Annotated in this window: 16 protein-coding genes; 10 read left to right on the top strand and 6 right to left on the bottom strand. The window is 68.7% G+C overall.

Features of this window, described 5'->3' with window-relative positions; translation table 11 throughout:
• The first annotated feature begins 79 nt into the window (after nucleotides 1-79).
• The 5 genes from HUV06_RS07885 (at nucleotide 80) to HUV06_RS07865 (ending at nucleotide 5,562) form a co-directional block, all read left to right on the top strand.
• Nucleotides 80-1,093 (top strand): ferritin-like domain-containing protein, encoded by a 1,014-nt coding sequence (locus tag HUV06_RS07885; RefSeq protein ID WP_174300725.1) that lies wholly within the window; start codon nucleotides 80-82, stop codon nucleotides 1,091-1,093.
• A 60-nt stretch (nucleotides 1,094-1,153) separates the two neighbouring features.
• Complete coding sequence (locus tag HUV06_RS07880; protein WP_174300724.1) at nucleotides 1,154-2,146, top strand: ferritin-like domain-containing protein; 993 nt, start codon at nucleotides 1,154-1,156, stop codon at nucleotides 2,144-2,146.
• Between the two features lie 140 nt (nucleotides 2,147-2,286).
• Complete coding sequence (locus tag HUV06_RS07875) at nucleotides 2,287-2,994, top strand: outer membrane beta-barrel protein (RefSeq protein WP_174300723.1); 708 nt, start codon at nucleotides 2,287-2,289, stop codon at nucleotides 2,992-2,994.
• 397 nt (nucleotides 2,995-3,391) lie between these two features.
• Entirely contained in the window at nucleotides 3,392-4,744 is a 1,353-nt protein-coding gene (locus HUV06_RS07870) for a replication-associated recombination protein A (protein ID WP_174300722.1), read from the top strand.
• A complete protein-coding gene (locus HUV06_RS07865) occupies nucleotides 4,741-5,562 on the top strand; it encodes an RluA family pseudouridine synthase (protein WP_174300721.1) in 822 nt (273 codons plus the stop codon). The genes HUV06_RS07870 and HUV06_RS07865 overlap by 4 nt, the downstream gene beginning before the upstream one ends.
• A 134-nt stretch (nucleotides 5,563-5,696) precedes the next feature.
• On the opposite strand, the gene HUV06_RS07860 is transcribed toward HUV06_RS07865, so the two are convergent.
• Nucleotides 5,697-7,730: a prolyl oligopeptidase family serine peptidase gene (locus HUV06_RS07860; RefSeq protein ID WP_371811025.1), complete on the bottom strand. Its 2,034-nt coding sequence runs from the start codon at nucleotides 7,728-7,730 to the stop codon at nucleotides 5,697-5,699.
• Between the two features lie 223 nt (nucleotides 7,731-7,953).
• On the bottom strand, nucleotides 7,954-8,223 hold the full coding sequence (locus tag HUV06_RS07855) for a BolA family transcriptional regulator (RefSeq protein WP_174300719.1): 270 nt from the start codon (nucleotides 8,221-8,223) through the stop codon (nucleotides 7,954-7,956).
• Nucleotides 8,224-8,274: 51 nt separating this feature from the next.
• On the opposite strand from HUV06_RS07855, the gene HUV06_RS07850 reads away from it, so the two are divergent.
• The gene (locus HUV06_RS07850) at nucleotides 8,275-8,943 is read left to right on the top strand and encodes a J domain-containing protein (protein ID WP_174300718.1); all 669 of its coding nucleotides are present in this window, start codon (nucleotides 8,275-8,277) and stop codon (nucleotides 8,941-8,943) included.
• Between the two features lie 69 nt (nucleotides 8,944-9,012).
• On the top strand, nucleotides 9,013-10,011 hold the full coding sequence (gene cobS / locus HUV06_RS07845) for a cobaltochelatase subunit CobS (RefSeq protein ID WP_174300717.1): 999 nt from the start codon (nucleotides 9,013-9,015) through the stop codon (nucleotides 10,009-10,011).
• A 31-nt stretch (nucleotides 10,012-10,042) separates the two neighbouring features.
• Here the strand turns inward: cobS and HUV06_RS07840 are convergent, their stop codons facing one another.
• A complete protein-coding gene (locus HUV06_RS07840; RefSeq protein ID WP_174300716.1) occupies nucleotides 10,043-10,387 on the bottom strand; it encodes a hypothetical protein in 345 nt (114 codons plus the stop codon).
• A gap of 346 nt (nucleotides 10,388-10,733) precedes the next feature.
• On the opposite strand from HUV06_RS07840, the gene gmd reads away from it, so the two are divergent.
• The gene (gene gmd / locus HUV06_RS07835) at nucleotides 10,734-11,807 is read left to right on the top strand and encodes a GDP-mannose 4,6-dehydratase (RefSeq protein ID WP_254600974.1); all 1,074 of its coding nucleotides are present in this window, start codon (nucleotides 10,734-10,736) and stop codon (nucleotides 11,805-11,807) included.
• Nucleotides 11,797-12,774: a GDP-L-fucose synthase gene (locus HUV06_RS07830; protein ID WP_174300714.1), complete on the top strand. Its 978-nt coding sequence runs from the start codon at nucleotides 11,797-11,799 to the stop codon at nucleotides 12,772-12,774. Before gmd ends, HUV06_RS07830 begins: the two co-directional genes overlap by 11 nt.
• 177 nt (nucleotides 12,775-12,951) lie before the next feature.
• Here the strand turns inward: HUV06_RS07830 and HUV06_RS07825 are convergent, their stop codons facing one another.
• Both HUV06_RS07825 and ubiG read right to left on the bottom strand, forming a co-directional pair.
• Nucleotides 12,952-13,377, bottom strand: a complete 426-nt coding sequence (locus HUV06_RS07825; RefSeq protein ID WP_174300713.1) for a DUF3617 family protein — start codon at nucleotides 13,375-13,377, stop codon at nucleotides 12,952-12,954.
• A gap of 32 nt (nucleotides 13,378-13,409) precedes the next feature.
• Nucleotides 13,410-14,171: a bifunctional 2-polyprenyl-6-hydroxyphenol methylase/3-demethylubiquinol 3-O-methyltransferase UbiG gene (gene ubiG / locus HUV06_RS07820; protein ID WP_174300712.1), complete on the bottom strand. Its 762-nt coding sequence runs from the start codon at nucleotides 14,169-14,171 to the stop codon at nucleotides 13,410-13,412.
• Nucleotides 14,172-14,308: 137 nt separating this feature from the next.
• On the opposite strand from ubiG, the gene HUV06_RS07815 reads away from it, so the two are divergent.
• Entirely contained in the window at nucleotides 14,309-15,571 is a 1,263-nt protein-coding gene (locus HUV06_RS07815) for an aspartate kinase (protein WP_174300711.1), read from the top strand.
• A gap of 496 nt (nucleotides 15,572-16,067) precedes the next feature.
• Here the strand turns inward: HUV06_RS07815 and HUV06_RS16010 are convergent.
• The coding region (locus HUV06_RS16010) for a DUF6665 family protein (RefSeq protein WP_217433714.1) at nucleotides 16,068-16,358 on the bottom strand (291 nt) is incomplete at its 5' end.

The following is a 16,358-nucleotide window of genomic DNA, read 5'->3' as shown; positions in this document are numbered from 1 at the left end:
CCCGCCCAGCCTCAATCTTGAATCATGATCCGCCCCAAACCGGAATCCCGAATCAGCATGATCCGGTCGCGCTCTAGTCATGGGCGAGATTGCCACCGCGGACGAATTCGGCGGCGCTGCGGAGCTGGAGGCCCTGATCGAGCGGCGGTCCAGGCGACGCGAGGGGCGGCGCGGCTTCTTCCGCTTGGCCGGCGGGCTGGCGGCCGGCGCCGTCGCCCTCAACATGACGGGCCTGGACGTCGCTGCGGTGGCCGACGCTCAGGCCGCCGCGCCCAGCGACGCTGACGTGCTGAACTTCGCGCTGAACCTGGAATATCTGGAGTCCAACTACTACTCGTTCGCAGTGAACGGCTCGGGCATCCCGTCCGGCGACGTCACCGGAACGGGGACGCAGGGCGTCGCGACGGGCGGTCCGGCCGTGCCGTTCGCCAGCCCCCTGGTCGCCCGCCTCGCCGCGGAGATCGCCCGGGACGAGCGGCTGCACGTGGAGTTCCTGCGCTCCCAGCTCACCTCGTCTGCAGTGGCGCAACCGGCCATCGACCTCTCGGTCGGACCCAACAGCGCCTTCTCCAAGGCGGCCCAGGGCGCCGGTATCATACCGGCCGGCGCGACGTTCAACCCGTACGCGAGCGATGAGGCCTTTCTCCTCGGCGCCACGCTGCTCACCGATGTGGGGCTGAGCGCCTACATCGGCTCCGCCACCCTCATCAGCAACAAGACCTATCTGCAGGCGGCGGCCGGCATCCTGGCGGTGGAGGCCTACCACGCCTCCATCCTGCGGACGTCCCTGTACGCCCTGGGGACGGCGGGCGGCGGCGTGCTCGGCGGCACGGTCGCGGTGACGATGGACCCCTTCGCCACGACCGCGGCCATCTCCGCGGCGCGATCCAAGCTCGACAGCACCAACAGCGACGACAACGGCATCGGGACGGCGCAGACGCCGACCATCATCAACGGGGATCAGACGACCTCCATCGCCTATGGCCGCACGCCGGCCGAAGTGCTGAACGTCGTCTACCTTAACCCGGCAGCGGTGACAGCGGGCGGCTTCTTCCCCTCGGGCGTCAACGGCACGGTGAACACGAGTGGCTGATCCCCAGGCGATCGACCGCCACCCAGACGCAACGACGACCTCATCACGGGAGCTGTTCTGATGGACGAGACCTTTATTCGCGAGTCCATGGACCGTAGGGCGGAGCGGCGGGTGGAACGCCGCGACCTGTTCCGCCTCGCGGGCGGCATGGCGGCCGGCGCAGGGGCTCTGGCCCTGTCCGCGTGCGGCGGCCATTCCTCCAGCACCGTCGCGGCGACGACGCCCTCGACCACGCCGACGGATGCGGACGTCCTGAACTTCGCCCTCAACCTCGAATATCTCGAGGCGAACTTCTATCACTACGCCGTGTTCGGCACGCCGATCGACGCCAGCCTGCTCAGCGGCGCCGGGACGCAGGGAACCATACAGGGCGGCCAGGCCGTGCCGTTCGCCAGCCCGGTGGTGCAGCGGCTGGCCACCGAGATCGCCAAGGACGAACTGAACCACGTCACCTACCTGCGCGCCCAGCTTGGGACGTCGGCCGTCGCCCAGCCGGCGGTCGATCTCTCCGCCACCGCCACCAGCGCCTTCTCGCAGGCGGCCCAGGCTGCGGGCCTGGTGGCCGCCGGGACCACCTTTAATCCCTACGCCAATGACGAGAGCTTCCTGCTCGGCGCCTACATCTTTGAGGACGTGGGCGTCACCGCCTATATCGGCGGCTCCACCCTGATCACCAGCAAGGCCTACCTCGAGGCGGCGGCGGGCATACTGGCGGTGGAGGCCTACCACGCCTCCATCGTGCGACAGACGCTCTATAATCTGGGCATCAACGGACCCACACCGCTCGATGTCGGCGCCGTCGCCCTCGATCCTTTCGCAGCCACCAGCGCCATCTCCGCGGCCCGGGCGAAGCTCGACGGGACAAATTCGGACGACAACGGGATCGGAAGCGCCACCAGCCCCACGGTGGTCGACGCCAACCAGAGCAACGCCGTCGCCTATTCCCGGACGGCGGCGCAGGTGCTCAACATCGTCTATCTGAACGCTTCGGCCGTCAGTTCAGGCGGGTTCTTCCCGTCCGGCATGAACGGGAACATCCGGACCAGCGGCTGACGCCAGCCACAGGATGCAGCCGGGTCGGACGCTCCGCGCCGGGGTGTGGCTTTCGGGTCCTTGATAATCGTGGGCGACACAGCAGCTATCGGCTGGATGTTAAGCCCCGTATGCGAGCGGCTTTTCACTAGGAGACTTCAATGAAGCCTTTCGTTGTCCTGGGGGCTCTCGCCCTGAGCGCCGCCGCCCTGCCGGCTGCCGCACAGAACTGGTATGATCCGGCTGTCCTGATCCACAACGGTTATGTGGAGGTCGAGGGCGGCGCCGCCTTCCAGGGCGCTACCAAGATCGGGATCGAGGCGACGGGCCTCGGCGCGTCGTCGCAATCGGCCGCCCAGAACACCAAGGCGTTCGGGGGCGCTCTGGCGGGCTTCAAGCTCGCCCCGGGCGTGGCCATCGAGGGCGAGGGCGTCTACACCCGCAACAACCTCTACTATTCGCCGACGAACGCGGTATTCGGGACAGGCGGCGCCACGCGCACCTATGGCGGCCTGGCGAACCTGCGGCTCAGCCTCCCCTTCGTGCCGAGCTACAGCCTGCCGATCGGGCCCCACACCCTGGCGATCGGGATCGAGCCCTATGTCTCTCCCGGCGTCGGCTACGGCGATGTCCAGTTCACCGGCCAGAACGGGGCCTTCAGCTATGACGACAACAAGAGCGGGTTCCTGTGGCAGGCCAAGGCCGGGGTGGAGATCCACACGGGCCAGCACCTGGCCTTCGACATCGCCTACCGCTACCTGCAGTCGCCGGACTATGACAGGCCGGGCTCGTTCAACAGCCCCGGCTACTCCGCCCTCACCCGGTCGCACGTCCAGGCCGCGACGCTGGGCCTGAAATACTACTTCTGAGATCCTGCGGGCAGAGGAACGGGAGGGTCGGCCGGCGTCGCCCACCCGAGGCCAGGACGGCGAGCTGAGACCCGGCTGATCGGCGTCACGACCTGGGCGCCTTCAGATCAGGCTGCCTCCCCGTTGATCTCGGCCAGGCCGGGGTCGGCGGGGGCGCGGCTCGGACGGTTCTAAAAGCCGGCGCGGGCGGCACGGACCTCACCCTCTACACCGCCACGCCGCCCTCCTGTAGGTCGCCGCCGCCTGAGCTCCCACGCCTCAGCCGCGCTCGAGCCCTCCGCCTCCCTGGCGCAGACACCGCCCCTGATCGCCGTCGGCCACGGCTGAAATCCCAGCCTCCACGGGCTGCTCGTGACGGGGCCTGTTCCCGGAGCCGCTGCGTCGTTAGCTTGCGGCCATGGCCGATCTCTTCGAAGCTGCGGGACTGACGCCCTCCGCGCCGCGCCCGCTCGCCGACCGGCTTCGCCCGGCCAGCCTGGCCGAGGTCGTGGGGCAGGACCACCTGCTGGGACCCGAGGGGCCGATCGGGCGGATGACGGCGGCGCGCCGGCTCTCGTCCATGATCCTTTGGGGGCCGCCGGGCGTCGGCAAGACCACCCTGGCGCGGCTGCTGGCCGATACGGCGGGCTACCAGTTCCAGCAGCTGTCGGCGGTCTTCTCCGGCGTCGCCGACCTGAAGAAGGCGTTCGAAACCGCCCGCACGCGCCGGTCCGCCGGCCAGTCCACGCTCCTGTTCGTGGACGAGATCCACCGCTTCAACCGCGCGCAGCAGGACGGCTTCCTGCCGTATGTGGAGGAGGGGATCGTCACCCTGGTCGGCGCCACCACCGAGAACCCGTCCTTCGAGCTGAACGGCGCGCTGCTGTCGCGCTGCCAGGTCTATGTGCTGAAACGGCTGGACGATGCGGCGCTGGAGACCCTGCTGACCCGCGCCGAGGCTTTCGAGGGCCGGCCGCTGCCGGTCACTCCCGCCGCGCGGGAGGCGCTGCTCGCCATGTCGGATGGCGATGGCCGCTACGTGCTGACCCTGGCCGAGGCGCTGTTCGCCATCGCCGGGTCCGAGCCGCTCGACCCGGCCGGTCTGGCGGTCGTGCTCCAGCGCCGCAGCCCCGCCTACGACAAGGATCGAGAAGAGCACTACAACATCATATCGGCCCTGCATAAATCGATCCGCGGTTCAGACCCGGATGCAGCCCTCTACTGGCTGGCGCGGATGCTGGAGGGCGGCGAGGAGCCGCTGTTCATCGCCCGCCGCCTGATCCGCGCCGCCATGGAGGACGTGGGAGAGGCGGACCCGCTCTCCCTGCTCGTCGCCACCGCCGCCAAGGACGCCTACGACTTCCTGGGCTCGCCGGAGGGCGAGATCGGCCTGGCCCAGACCGTGGTGCACCTGGCTACCGCGCCCAAGTCCAACGCGGTCTACAAGGCGTTGGGCGCCGCCCGTCGCGCGGCGAAGGAGACGGGCTCGCTCATGCCGCCGCCCCACATCCGCAACGCGCCCACCCAGCTGATGCGCAGCCTCGGCTATGGCCAGGGCTACGCCTACGACCACGACGCGCCGGAGGGCTTTTCCGGCCAGAACTACTTCCCCGAAGGCATGGAGCGCCTGCGTTTCTACACGCCGAGAGGCGAGGGGGCGGAGGCCAAGATCAAGGCCCGCCTGGAACACTGGGCGGAACTGCGGCGGGAGCGCAGCAGCGAGGGGAGTGCGTCTTTCCAGACGCCTGCTGACGGAGGCTCCTCACGATGACGAAGGGCGCGGCACGCACAAAGTTTCGTCATGCTGAGGAAGGCGCTCGTAGAGCGCCTGTCTCGAAGCCTGCAGCGCCCGTCCAGCTGACGCCGCAGGAGATCGCCTTCGTCCGTAGCCTGGTCATCCATGAGGACCCGGCTATCCTGGTCCTGAACAAGCCGCCGGGGCTGTCGAGCCAGGGCGGCCGGGCGCAGGTCAACACCCTGGACGAGCTGCTGTGGGCGTTCGCAAGACCGGGCGGTGCGCGGCCCCGGCTCATCCACCGCCTGGACCGCGACACCTCCGGCGTGATCCTCACCGCCCGCACCAAGCCGGCGGCGGCCTTTCTCGGCAAGGCCATGATGGCGCGCAGGTTCGTGAAGACCTACGTCGCCCTGGTTGGAGGCGCGCTGCCGGAGCAGGGCGTCGTGGACGTCCCGCTCCGCCGCGAGGAGATCGGGCGCGAGGCCTACATGCGCGTCTGCGCGCCAGAGCATCCGGACGCCGAGGCGGCCCTGACCCGCTTCCGCGTACTGGCCCAGGGCGACGGCGCCTCGCTCGTGGAGCTGAAGCCGCAGACCGGGCGCATGCACCAGCTCAGGGTGCACATGGCGCACCTGGGCTCCCCGATCCTGGGCGACGCCCGCTACGGTGGCGGGCTGACGCTCGGCGGCCGGGCGGTGGGCCGGCTGATGCTGCACGCCGCGGCCTTGCAGTTTCCTCATCCTGAGGGTGGGGAGATGCGCATGGAGGCGCCTTGGCCCGCGGATTTCCAAGCCTTGGCTTCTGATCTCCCCCTGCGCAGCGGGGGGAGGGGACCAGGCGAAGCCTGGTGAGGGGGGCTCGCTGGCCGCTCCGGCGGAGATTTCGGCGCCCTACAAGCCCCCTCCACCCCGCGTGCCGCGTGGTCCCCCTCCCCCGCTGCGCAGGGGAGGATGATGGCCGATGCCCACGCGTCGACCTGCTTCTCCTAGCCCCCCGTCCAGCGCTTAAGCCACGCCTCCACCGTGGCGTGCCACTGCAATGAATTCGCCGGCTTCAGCACCCAGTGGTTCTCGTCGGGGAAGGTCAGGAACTCACTCGGCAGGTCGCGCGACTGCGCGGCGGTGAAGGCGGCGAGGCCCTGGTCGAGCGGGATGCGGTAGTCCTTGGCGCTGTGGATCACCAGGATCGGCTTGGTCCACTGCGCCACATGGTCGACGGGGTTGAAGCGCTCGAATCCCTGGGGGTTCCGCCAGGGCATGCCGCCGCCGCCGTTCTCCCATTCGCTGAACCACTGCTCCTCGGTCTCGTAGCCCATCATGCGGGTGTCGAAGACGCCGTCGTGTACCACCAGGCACTTCCAAGGCGTGTTCCAGACCCCCGCCATCCAGTCGATCATGAAGCCGCCGTAGCTGGCGCCCAGCGCACAGGCGCGGTCGCCGTCCAGCCAGGGCGCCTTGGCCAGCGACGCCGCCCAGCCCTTCTGCAGGTCCTCCAGCGGGCGGTCGCCCCAGTGGCCGGAGATGGCGTCGGTGAAGGCCTGGCCGTAGCCGGTGGAGCCGTGGAAGTCGACCACCACCACGCCATAGCCCAGCCCCGCATAGGTCTGCGGGTTCCAGCGATAGCTCCAGTCGTCGTCCCAGGACCCCTGCGGGCCGCCATGAATCAGGAAGGCCACGGGGTACTTGGCGCCGGGCTGGTAGCCTGTCGGTTTGAAGAGGTAGCCGTGCACCGTCTCGCCGTTCCAGCCGGCAAAGGTGAAGAGCTCGCCGGGGCTGAGCGACGTGTCGGCCAGCCGTTCGGCGTTCGCATGGGTAAGCTGGCGCGCCGGCTGACCGGGCGCCATGGCCCAGAGGTCGGCCGGGCGGTCGAACGCGTCGGCGGTGTAGACCGCGCCCTGCGGGCCCACGTCGTAGTCGCCCACATGGCCGTGGTTGGTGAGCGGCTGCACCGCGCCCGTGGCGATGGCCAGCCGGAACAGCTTGCCGCTCCCTTCGTCGTCGGCCGTGACGATCAGGCTCGTCCCGTCGGGGCTCCAGGCGAGGTGGCCCGCGGATCGGTCCCAGTGCGGGGCCACCTCGCGGGTGCGCCCAGTCACCAAGTCCATGACCCAGACGCCAAAGCGATCGGACTCGAAGCCCGGCCGGGTCTGGGCGCGATAAGCGAGGCTGCGGCCGTCGGCAGAGACGACGGGCTCAGCGTCCCAGGCCGGGTTGGCGGCGGTGAGGTCCACAGGCGGCGCGGACCCGTCCACCGGCGCGCGCCAGATGTCGAAGTTGGTGCTCCACGGCTCCGTCCGCCCGGCGGTGCGGGCTGAGAAGAAGACGGTCCTCCCGTCCGGCGAGAGGGCGAAGTCCTCGTCACCGCCGAAGGGCTTGGAGGGCGTGTCGCCGTCGAAGTGCGCCATCAGCGGGACAGCCGTGTCGCCTCCGCCGTCCAGCCGCACGGCGAACAGGTGGTTGCGCGTGCCGTCGGCCCAGGTGTCCCAGTGGCGCACGAACAGGTGGTCGAACACCTGTCCGGAAGCCTTGTCGGCCTTGCGTCCAGCGACCCGCTGGGCGGTGCAGGCCGGCGTCTCGCAGTCCGGGAACACGGCCATGGAGACCACCAGGGTGCGGCCGTCCGGCGACACGCGGAAGGCGCCCACGTCCAACGGCAGGTGCGTGACTTGCATCGGCGCTCCACCGTCCAGACCCACTCGCCACACCTGGTCCGAGCCCGAGCGGCCGGACAGCACGAAGAGCGCCTTACCGTCGGCCGACCAGCGCGGGCTGGTGGCGTCGCCGGTGAGCTTGCGGGGCTGGCCAGCCTGAAGCAGCCAGACCGCGTGCACGCCCGTGTTCGCGGCCAGGTCGGTGGAGCGCACGTCGTAGGCGATGGCGCGCCCGTCCGGCGAGACGTGCGGATCGCTCACCCTGTCCAGGCTGACGAGGTCGCGCGCGGTAAACGGCCGCGCCTGCGCCGCGCCGCCGAGGCCCAGCGCGGCGGTGAGCAGCAGGGGTGCGAATCGGCGACGTGTCATGAACATTCCATAGCGCCAACCGGGGCGTGGGGGCGCCCGGGGCGGAAGTCGCGGCCTTCATCCTCCTCCGCGAAGCGGGGGAGGGGGACTACGCGTAGCGTGGTGGAGGGGGCTGCATCCCACCATCGCGCCCGGGCCGCCCCCTCCGTCACGGGCCTTGCGGCCCGCGCCACCTCCCCCGCTTCGCAGGGAAGGATAAGAGCTTGTGGACGCGCGGCGACGCTCATTCCCCCGGCGCGCTCGCCTGGAGGGACAGGGCGTGGACCGGCCCCGCCAGCTCCTCCTTCAGGGCTGCATAGACCTGCCGCTGGCGCTGCAGCCGCCCGACGCCGCGAAAGCCCTCCGCGGTGATCTTGATGGTGAAGTGGCTCTCGCCGCTGCCGTGAGAGCCCGCATGGCCCGCGTGCTTGTCGCTGTCGTCGACCACGTCCAGCCGCTCCGGGGCGAAGGCAGCCTCCAGCTTTTCCCGCATCACCTCGGCCACGCGCGCCATATCCGCTCCGTCAATCCTTGATCAGGAAAACTTCCGCCGCATACTCATCGTATGAGTGGCGACTTTCAATACCGCCCCAAGTTCGTGGACATGCGCGTCCGCCCTCCCAAGAAGGACGGCGAAGCCTCGCCCGAGGAGGACGTGCACGCCCTGAAGCCAGGGGAGCGGCCCTGCGAGTGGCCGGGCTGCCGCGTGGCGGCGAGCGCGCGGGCGCCCAAGTCCCGCGAGATGATGAACGAGCACTACTGGTTCTGCCAGTCGCACGCGGCCGAGTACAATCGCAACTGGGACTTCTTCGCCGGCATGAGCGAGGGCGAGGTGGCCAAGGCCCAGGCCGCGCGCCTCACCGGCGAGCGCCCGACCTGGGAGTTCAAGGCTTCCCGAATGTCGCGTGAGGCGGCCTCGTTCGCCGCTAAGATGGGCGGTGGCGCAGGCGGCAAGGGGGCGGGGGCCTATGCCGATCCGCTGGGCGTGTTCGGCAGCGTGGAGGCGCAGCGCGCCGCCAAGCCCGCCACTCGCCAGGTCGGAAAGCTGGAGCGGCGGGCGCTGGAGGAGATGGACCTGGACGAGATGGCCGACAAGGCGGCCGTGCGGGTGCGCTACCTGGAGCTGGTCAAGCGCTTCCATCCGGATTCCAACGGCGGCGATCGCTCCACCGAGCAGAAACTCGGACGGGTCCTGCGTGCTTACAAGACCCTGAAGGCGGCCAAGCTGGTCTGACGCGCAGGGGTTCCCACTTGCGCGGTCAGGCTTTCCTAAGCCGACCGCCTCCCTTAGACAGACCGCGACATGGCCCTAGACATCGCCCTCGAAGACAAGCTGCTCAGCTCGGCGCCCGACCGGATGGTCACCGTGCGCGAGGCCTTCGGCGTGGACAGCGACATGAAGGTCCCGGCCTTCAGCGCTGGCGACCCGCACGTGCCGGAGCTGGACCCGAACTACCGCTTCGACCCTCAGACCACGATCGCGCTCTGCGCCGGCTTCGCCCATGACCGGCGGGTGATGGTGCAGGGCTATCACGGCACCGGCAAGTCGACCCACATCGAGCAGGTGGCGGCGCGGCTGAACTGGCCGCTGGTGCGGGTGAACCTGGACGCCCACGTCAGCAGAATCGACCTGGTCGGCAAGGACGCCATCGTCCTCAAGGACGGCCAGCAGGTCACCGAGTTCCGCGAGGGCATGTTGCCCTGGGCCATCCAGCGGCCCATCGCGCTCGTGTTCGACGAGTACGACGCCGGGCGGCCTGACGTGATGTTCGTGATCCAGCGTGTGCTGGAGGCGCAGGGCCGGCTGACCCTGCTCGACCAGAACCGGGTGATCCGGCCGAACCCCTACTTCCGCCTGTTCGCCACCACCAACACCATCGGCCTCGGCGACACCACGGGGCTGTACCACGGCACCCAGCAGATCAACCAGGGACAGATGGACCGCTGGTCGATCGTCACCACCCTGAACTACCTGGCCCAGGACGTGGAGGTCGGCATCGTGCTGGCCAAGTCGCCGGGCTACGACTCCGCGGAAGGAAAGCGCACCATAAACGCTATGGTGCGGGTGGCGGACATGACCCGAAATGCCTTCATGAACGGCGATATTTCGACCGTCATGAGCCCCCGCACGGTGATTACCTGGGCTCAGAATGCGACGATCTTCGGCGACGTTGGCCTCGGCTTCCGCCTCACCTTCCTGAACAAGTGCGACGAACTGGAGCGGCCGACGGTGGCGGAGTTCTACCAGCGGGCGTTCGGGACGGACCTGCCGGAGTCGGCGCTCCGTGTGAAGGTGGCCTGACCTCGCCCTGGCTCTGACCGGGAGGGCGGAGCTACTGTTGCGCCATCCCAGCGGTGACGGCCCTGCTCGGACTGAGGCCGCTGCGCTGGAGCGCGTCGTTCAGCTGTAGCACAAGCGCCTGAGCCGCCTGGATCGGCATGACCATCCGGTTCACCACCACCCGCTGTATCGGGCAGGTCGGATCCGAGTGGTCGCAGCGGGCGGACTCGAAGGTCACGGTGACCGTGCCCGGGCCGATGGAGAGGCCGCAGCACCCCGTGGTGAACACCTCCGGCGCGTGCGGATCGTTGATGAGTGGAACCTGCGGCTGGCCAGCCAGGCGAGGCTCGCCGCTCCGATGGGTGGACATGTCGGGGTCTGGCATTGCGTAGGGCATCACGGGTCCGCCTGCAGGGGAGAGCCCGACTTAGACGCTTGGTTTGCGGCGACAGTTCCGCCGTTTTCGGGCTGAAAGCGCACCCTTTCTTGCGCATTGCTTCAGGCGGCCGATCCCGGCGAGCGCCGGACGCGGGTCGTAAGAGGCGCGCTGGGTGGAAGCCACCCTGTCTCTACATGGCCTTTGGCCGCACGAACGTCCCATTCGTCGCCGTTGCAGGTTGACGGAGCAGTGTTCAGGACCGTCCTGCGGCATCGCAGCACGGCGGCTTTTACCTCGTGAGTATCGGTGGAGCCTGCTAAGCCGGCCGGGCTTTCGCCTGTTCGGCGTCACGGGAGCCTGCTTGGTGGACGGTACTCGGAATAAGGTCGCGCTTCTCACAGGCGCCACCGGTCAGGATGGCGCCTACCTGTCGGAGCTGCTGCTGTCGAAGGGCTACGTGGTCCATGGCCTGAAGCGCCGATCCTCTTCCTTCAACACCGCCCGCGTGGAGCACCTCTACCAGGACCCTCACGAGCCGGATCAGCGCTTCGTGCTGCACTACGGCGACATGACCGACAGCACCAACCTCATCCGCATCATCCAGCAGGTGCAGCCGGACGAGGTCTATAATCTCGCCGCCCAGAGCCACGTGGCGGTGAGCTTCGAGACGCCGGAATACACCGCCAACGCCGACGGGATCGGCGCGCTGCGCCTGCTAGAGGCCCTCCGTATCACGGGGCTGGAGAAGACCGCGCGCTTCTATCAGGCTTCGACCTCGGAGCTGTACGGCCTGGTGCAGGAGGTGCCTCAGCGCGAGACCACGCCCTTTTACCCGCGCAGCCCGTACGCCGCGGCGAAACTGTACGCCTACTGGATCACGGTGAACTACCGCGAGGCCTACGGCATGCATGCCTCCAACGGCATCCTGTTCAACCATGAAAGCCCGCTCAGGGGCGAGACCTTCGTCACGCGCAAGATCACCCGGGCGGTGGCGGCGATTAGGATGGGCTTCCAGGACAAGCTGTTCCTGGGCAATCTGGACGCCCGGCGCGATTGGGGCCATGCCCGCGAGTACGTCCGCGGCATGTGGCTGATGACCCAGCAGGATCACGGTGATGACTACGTGCTGGCCACTGGCGAGACCACGCTCGTGCGCGACTTCGTGGCCCACGCCTTCGCCCAGGTGGGCATCGAGCTGGCCTGGACCGGGACTGGCGTAGATGAGAAGGGCGCCTGCACCAAGACCGGGCGCGTCTATGTCGAGGTCGACCCGCGCTACTTCCGGCCAACGGAGGTGGAGCTGCTGATCGGCGATCCCGCCAAGGCCAGGGCGAAGCTCGGCTGGGTGCATGAGACCAGGTGGCAGGCGCTCTGCGAAGAGATGGTGCAGGCCGACCTGATCACCGTCGCCCGGGAACAGCGCCGCAATGCCGACTGACGTGTCCTCAGCCTCTCCCGAGGTGATCTACCCGCTGAGCGGCAAGCGGGTCTGGGTGGCCGGGCATCGCGGCATGGTGGGCCAGGCGCTGGCGCGCCGGCTGCAGCGCGAAGGCTGCGAGATCCTCACCGCCAGGCGAGCGGACGTGGACCTGAAGCGCCAGGCCGAGGTCGAGGCCTGGATGGGCCGGGTGCGGCCGGACGCCATCTTCGTGGCGGCGGCCAAGGTGGGCGGAATCCTGGCCAACGACAGCTATCCGGCGGACTTCCTCTATGACAACCTGATGATTCAGGCCAACATCGTAGAGTCGGCGTTCCGATCTGGCGTGGGCAAGCTGATGCTGCTGGGCTCAAGCTGCATCTACCCCAAGTTCGCGCCCCAGCCGATCACGGAGGACGCGCTGCTCACCGGGCCGCTGGAGCCTACCAACGAGTGGTACGCCATCGCCAAGATCGCGGGCATCCGGCTCGGCCAGGCCTATCGCCGCCAGCACGATTTCGACGTGATCAGCGCCATGCCGACCAACCTCTACGGCCCCGGCGACAATTTCGACCTCAACAGCTCCCACGTCCTGCCGGCTCTGATCCGCAAGGCGCACGAGGCGAAGGTCTCCGACGCGGGCAGCTTCACCATCTGGGGCACGGGGGCGCCCAGGCGCGAGTTTCTGCACTCCGAGGACTGCGCCGACGCCTGCGTCCACCTGATGAAGGTGTACAGCGATGCCGAACACGTGAACGTCGGCTCGGGCGAGGACATCGCCATCTACGACTTGGCCTGGCTTGTATCGGAGGTCGTCGGGTTCCGGGGCGAGATCAAGCGCGACACCTCCAAGCCAGACGGCACGCCGAGGAAGCTGATGAGCGCCGATCGCTTGCGGGCGCTGGGATGGACGCCGAAGATCGACCTGCGGACCGGCGTCAGCAACGTCTATGCCGCCTTTGCGGCGGAGACCGCCGTCAGCGTTTGACCGTTTCAGCTCGGACCGGCTCCTTTCACCCGCCCAACCCGGCGAATGCCGGGACTCAGATCATGGGCGCTGTCTCCGGAAGGCTCGCTGCTCATATCCGGCAAGGGCCATCTTCACGACCTGGGTCCTGGCATGCGCCGGGATGAGGGGAGGCGGAGGCGGAGGCGGAAGGATTGATCACCTTCCGGCCGTCGGCTCGACCGGGCACTCGGCGCCGAGGCGATGCGCATCGATGGAGGCGCTTCCCGGCAGGCCGGCCGTGGGCGAGACCATGAACTTGAAGTGGAAGTCGAGGTGGAAGGTCTCCGGCGCATACCGGCCGTCGACTTCCACCTTGGAGAGCACCAGCCGACCCCTATGAGAGTAACAGGAGCCGTCCCGGAAATCCGCCCGGCCACCCTCCACCTTCCGGCTCTTGTAGCTGCATTGATAGTGACTGGTTTGGGGAGAGCTGACGAACTGCGCCACCTGCGCCTGGGTCAGGCATTTGCGGGCGTGACTGGCTCCGGACAGAAGCGCCAACGAATACTGCTCCGAGCTCTCCCAATAGCCGGGCAGCACAGGAGAGGCGGGCTGGGCGTTCGCGTCGAGTCCTTGCGCCATCAACAGCATCATCGCTGACACAAACGCGAGTCTCACGCGCGCTCCACAGTCATCATGTAGTTGACGCTGGTGTCCTGGCTCAGCGACCACCGGTCGGCCAGCGGGCTGTAGGCCACGCCGAAGGGACCCTGCACCGCCACGGGCTCCGAGGAGAGGAACAGGCGCACCTCGTCCGGCGTCAGGAACTTGCGCCAGTCATGGGCGCCGCGGGGCAGCCAGCCGAGGATGTATTCCGCCCCGATCTTGGCGGTGGCGAGCGCCTTCAGCGTGCGGTTCAACGTGGCCACGACCATCAGCCCGCCGGGCTTCACCAGGCGCGAGGCGTCGCGCAGGAACCGGCCGGGGTCGGTGACGTGCTCCACCACCTCCATGTTCAGCACCACGTCGTAGCCGCCTGCATCCTCGACCAGCAACTCTTCCACGGTCATGTTTCGGTAGTCGATCTGCAGGCCGGACTGTCCGGCGTGGGCGGACGCGACGCCGACGTTCTTGGCCGACGCGTCCACCCCCGTCACGGCGAAGCCCAGTCGCGCCATGGGCTCGGCCAGCAGGCCGCCGCCGCAGCCGATGTCGAGCAGGCGCAGGCCCTCGAATGGCAACGGCGCCCTCGCGTCGCGACCTAAGCGGGCGGCGGCCTGGTCGCGGATGAAGCCCAGCCGCACGGGATTGAACTTGTGCAGGGGGGCGAACTTGCCCCGCGGGTCCCACCACTGGGCGGCGATGCGGGAGAACTTCTCCACCTCGTCGGCGTCGACCGACGAGGGATGCGGAGCGGCGCCTGGGGCGAGGGGCATCTGGGGCGGGGGTCCTTCGGCGTTGCGACGGGGCGCACACGCCGCTAAGGACGCGCTTGGCGGTCAGATGCCCTTGCGACCCTGCGCGGGCAAGGCCCGGCACGGTCCGGGCGCGCGATGGGGTTTGAACGGGCGGCATGGCTTCGCGTCTGGTGATGAAGTTCGGCGGCACCTCGGTCGCCGACCTGGAGCGCATCCGCCGTGTCGCGCGCCTGGTGGCGGCCGAGGCGCGCAGCGGGCACGCCATCGCCGTGGTGGTCTCCGCCATGAGCGGCCGGACCAACGAACTGGTGGCCTGGATCGACGCCGCCGGCGGGGCGGCCCCGGGCCTGGCCGCCAGCGACGACGAGTACGACGCGGTGGTGGCCTCCGGCGAGCAGGTGACCGCGGGCCTCCTGGCGCGAGTGCTGCGCCACGACGGGTTGGACGCGCGCTCCTGGATGGGCTGGCAGGCGCCGATCCTCACCGACGACACCCACGGCTCGGCGAGGATCGAGGACATCCCGCCCGAGCAGTTGTCCGCGAGCCTGGACGCCGGCCAGATCGCGGTGATCGCGGGCTTCCAGGGGGTGACGCGAGACGGCCGCATCACCACGCTCGGGCGGGGCGGCTCGGACACCTCCGCCGTCGCCATTGCCGCGGCGCTGCAGGCGGTGCGCTGCGACATCTACACCGACGTGGACGGGGTCTACACCACCGACCCGCGTATCGAACAGCGCGCCCGCCGCATCCCCAAGATCAGCTACGAGGAGATGCTGGAGATGGCCTCGCTGGGCGCCAAGGTGCTGCAGACGCGCTCGGTGGAGATGGCCATGGCGCACCGGGTGCCGGTGCGCGTCCTCTCCAGCTTCACCGAACCGGGGGAGGCCGACCCCGACAAGACCGGCACCATTGTCTGTGCGGAGGAGGAGATCGTGGAGAAGCGCATCGTCAGCGGGGTCGCCTTCAGCCGCGACGAGGCCAAGATCACCCTGTACGGCGTGCCCGACCACCCGGGCGTGTCGTCGAAGATCTTCTCAGGGCTCGCCGACGCCAACGTGAACGTGGACATGATCGTCCAGTCCCACGCCCGCAGCGCGGCGGGCACCGCGAACATGGAGTTCACGGTGGGCAGGCGCGACGCCTTGCGGACTCAGGAGATCATCCGGGCGCTCCAGGGCGAGGTCGGCTTCGAGGAGCTGGCCTGCGACGAGAACGTAGCCAAGGTCTCGGTGGTGGGGGTGGGCATGCGCAGCCACGCCGGCGTCGCCAAGACCATGTTCACGGCGCTGGCCGAGCGCGGCGTGAACATCCAGGTGATCTCCACCTCGGAGATCAAGATCAGCGTGCTGATCGACGCGGCGTATACCGAGCTGGCGGTGCGCGCGTTGCACGCAGCGTACGGGCTGCAGGAGGGGTGAGGAGCGGCTGACCGGAGTCGCGGGCGACCGCCTGGAGCCGCGTTCCTCAACGAGTCCCGCCGCGCTGGCCTCGAGCCGCGGCTTCGTCGGTCTGGAGCCGCCCCCGCGTGGGTTGAACGCGCATGAGAAAGACCGGGTACGCCTACGCGCCCCCGCCGGGGCGGGTCCTGCAGAGGGGTTTTCCTCCGCCGCTCTCAGGACCTGGACGAGTGTGGACCTACGATGCCCATGTTACGGCGTACTCGAGTTGGTCTTTGCGGGTCGGTGGTGCGCCTGATTGCGGCAATCTCTTTGGCGCCCTCCGGTCGCCGAGTTTGCGCACATTTCGTCCCGATGTCTTTCCACTCGCACCCGTCCTTAGCCTTGGACCCACTGCAAAGTGCGGCCACGCGGGAGACGACGCGATGCCGCTCTGACCGTCCCGAACATGGCGGCGCCCTCGTGTCCGCTTGTGGGATAAAAGGTGGCGGCAGACTTCGACCCAATGCGGACGGAGCTAATCAGCGGCCCCGACCCGAGCGAGAACTTCTGGCGGGATCGCGTAGTATGTGATTGCCTGCTCGTGCTCGAATAAACCGCAGACTTCCCGCTGGACAAAGTAACGCCAGACAGCGCCCGCCGCAGCTTTCACGAGAGTTTCCCTAGAACCGCTATGAGCATCTGAATCGGATAGGGCCAGAAGGCTTGCTTCCAGATCGCGGCCTAAACGTCCGAGAGCAAGTGCTTGTTCGGCTCTGAGTTCGGCTTCAAGCACGCTCAGCCCCGTTTCAAAGCGGGGCGATGTGGA

Source organism: Caulobacter sp. S45, assembly GCF_903642205.1.
In the GTDB taxonomy this organism is placed as follows: domain Bacteria; phylum Pseudomonadota; class Alphaproteobacteria; order Caulobacterales; family Caulobacteraceae; genus CAHJWH01.
This window is presented reverse-complemented; position numbering and strand designations above follow the sequence as displayed.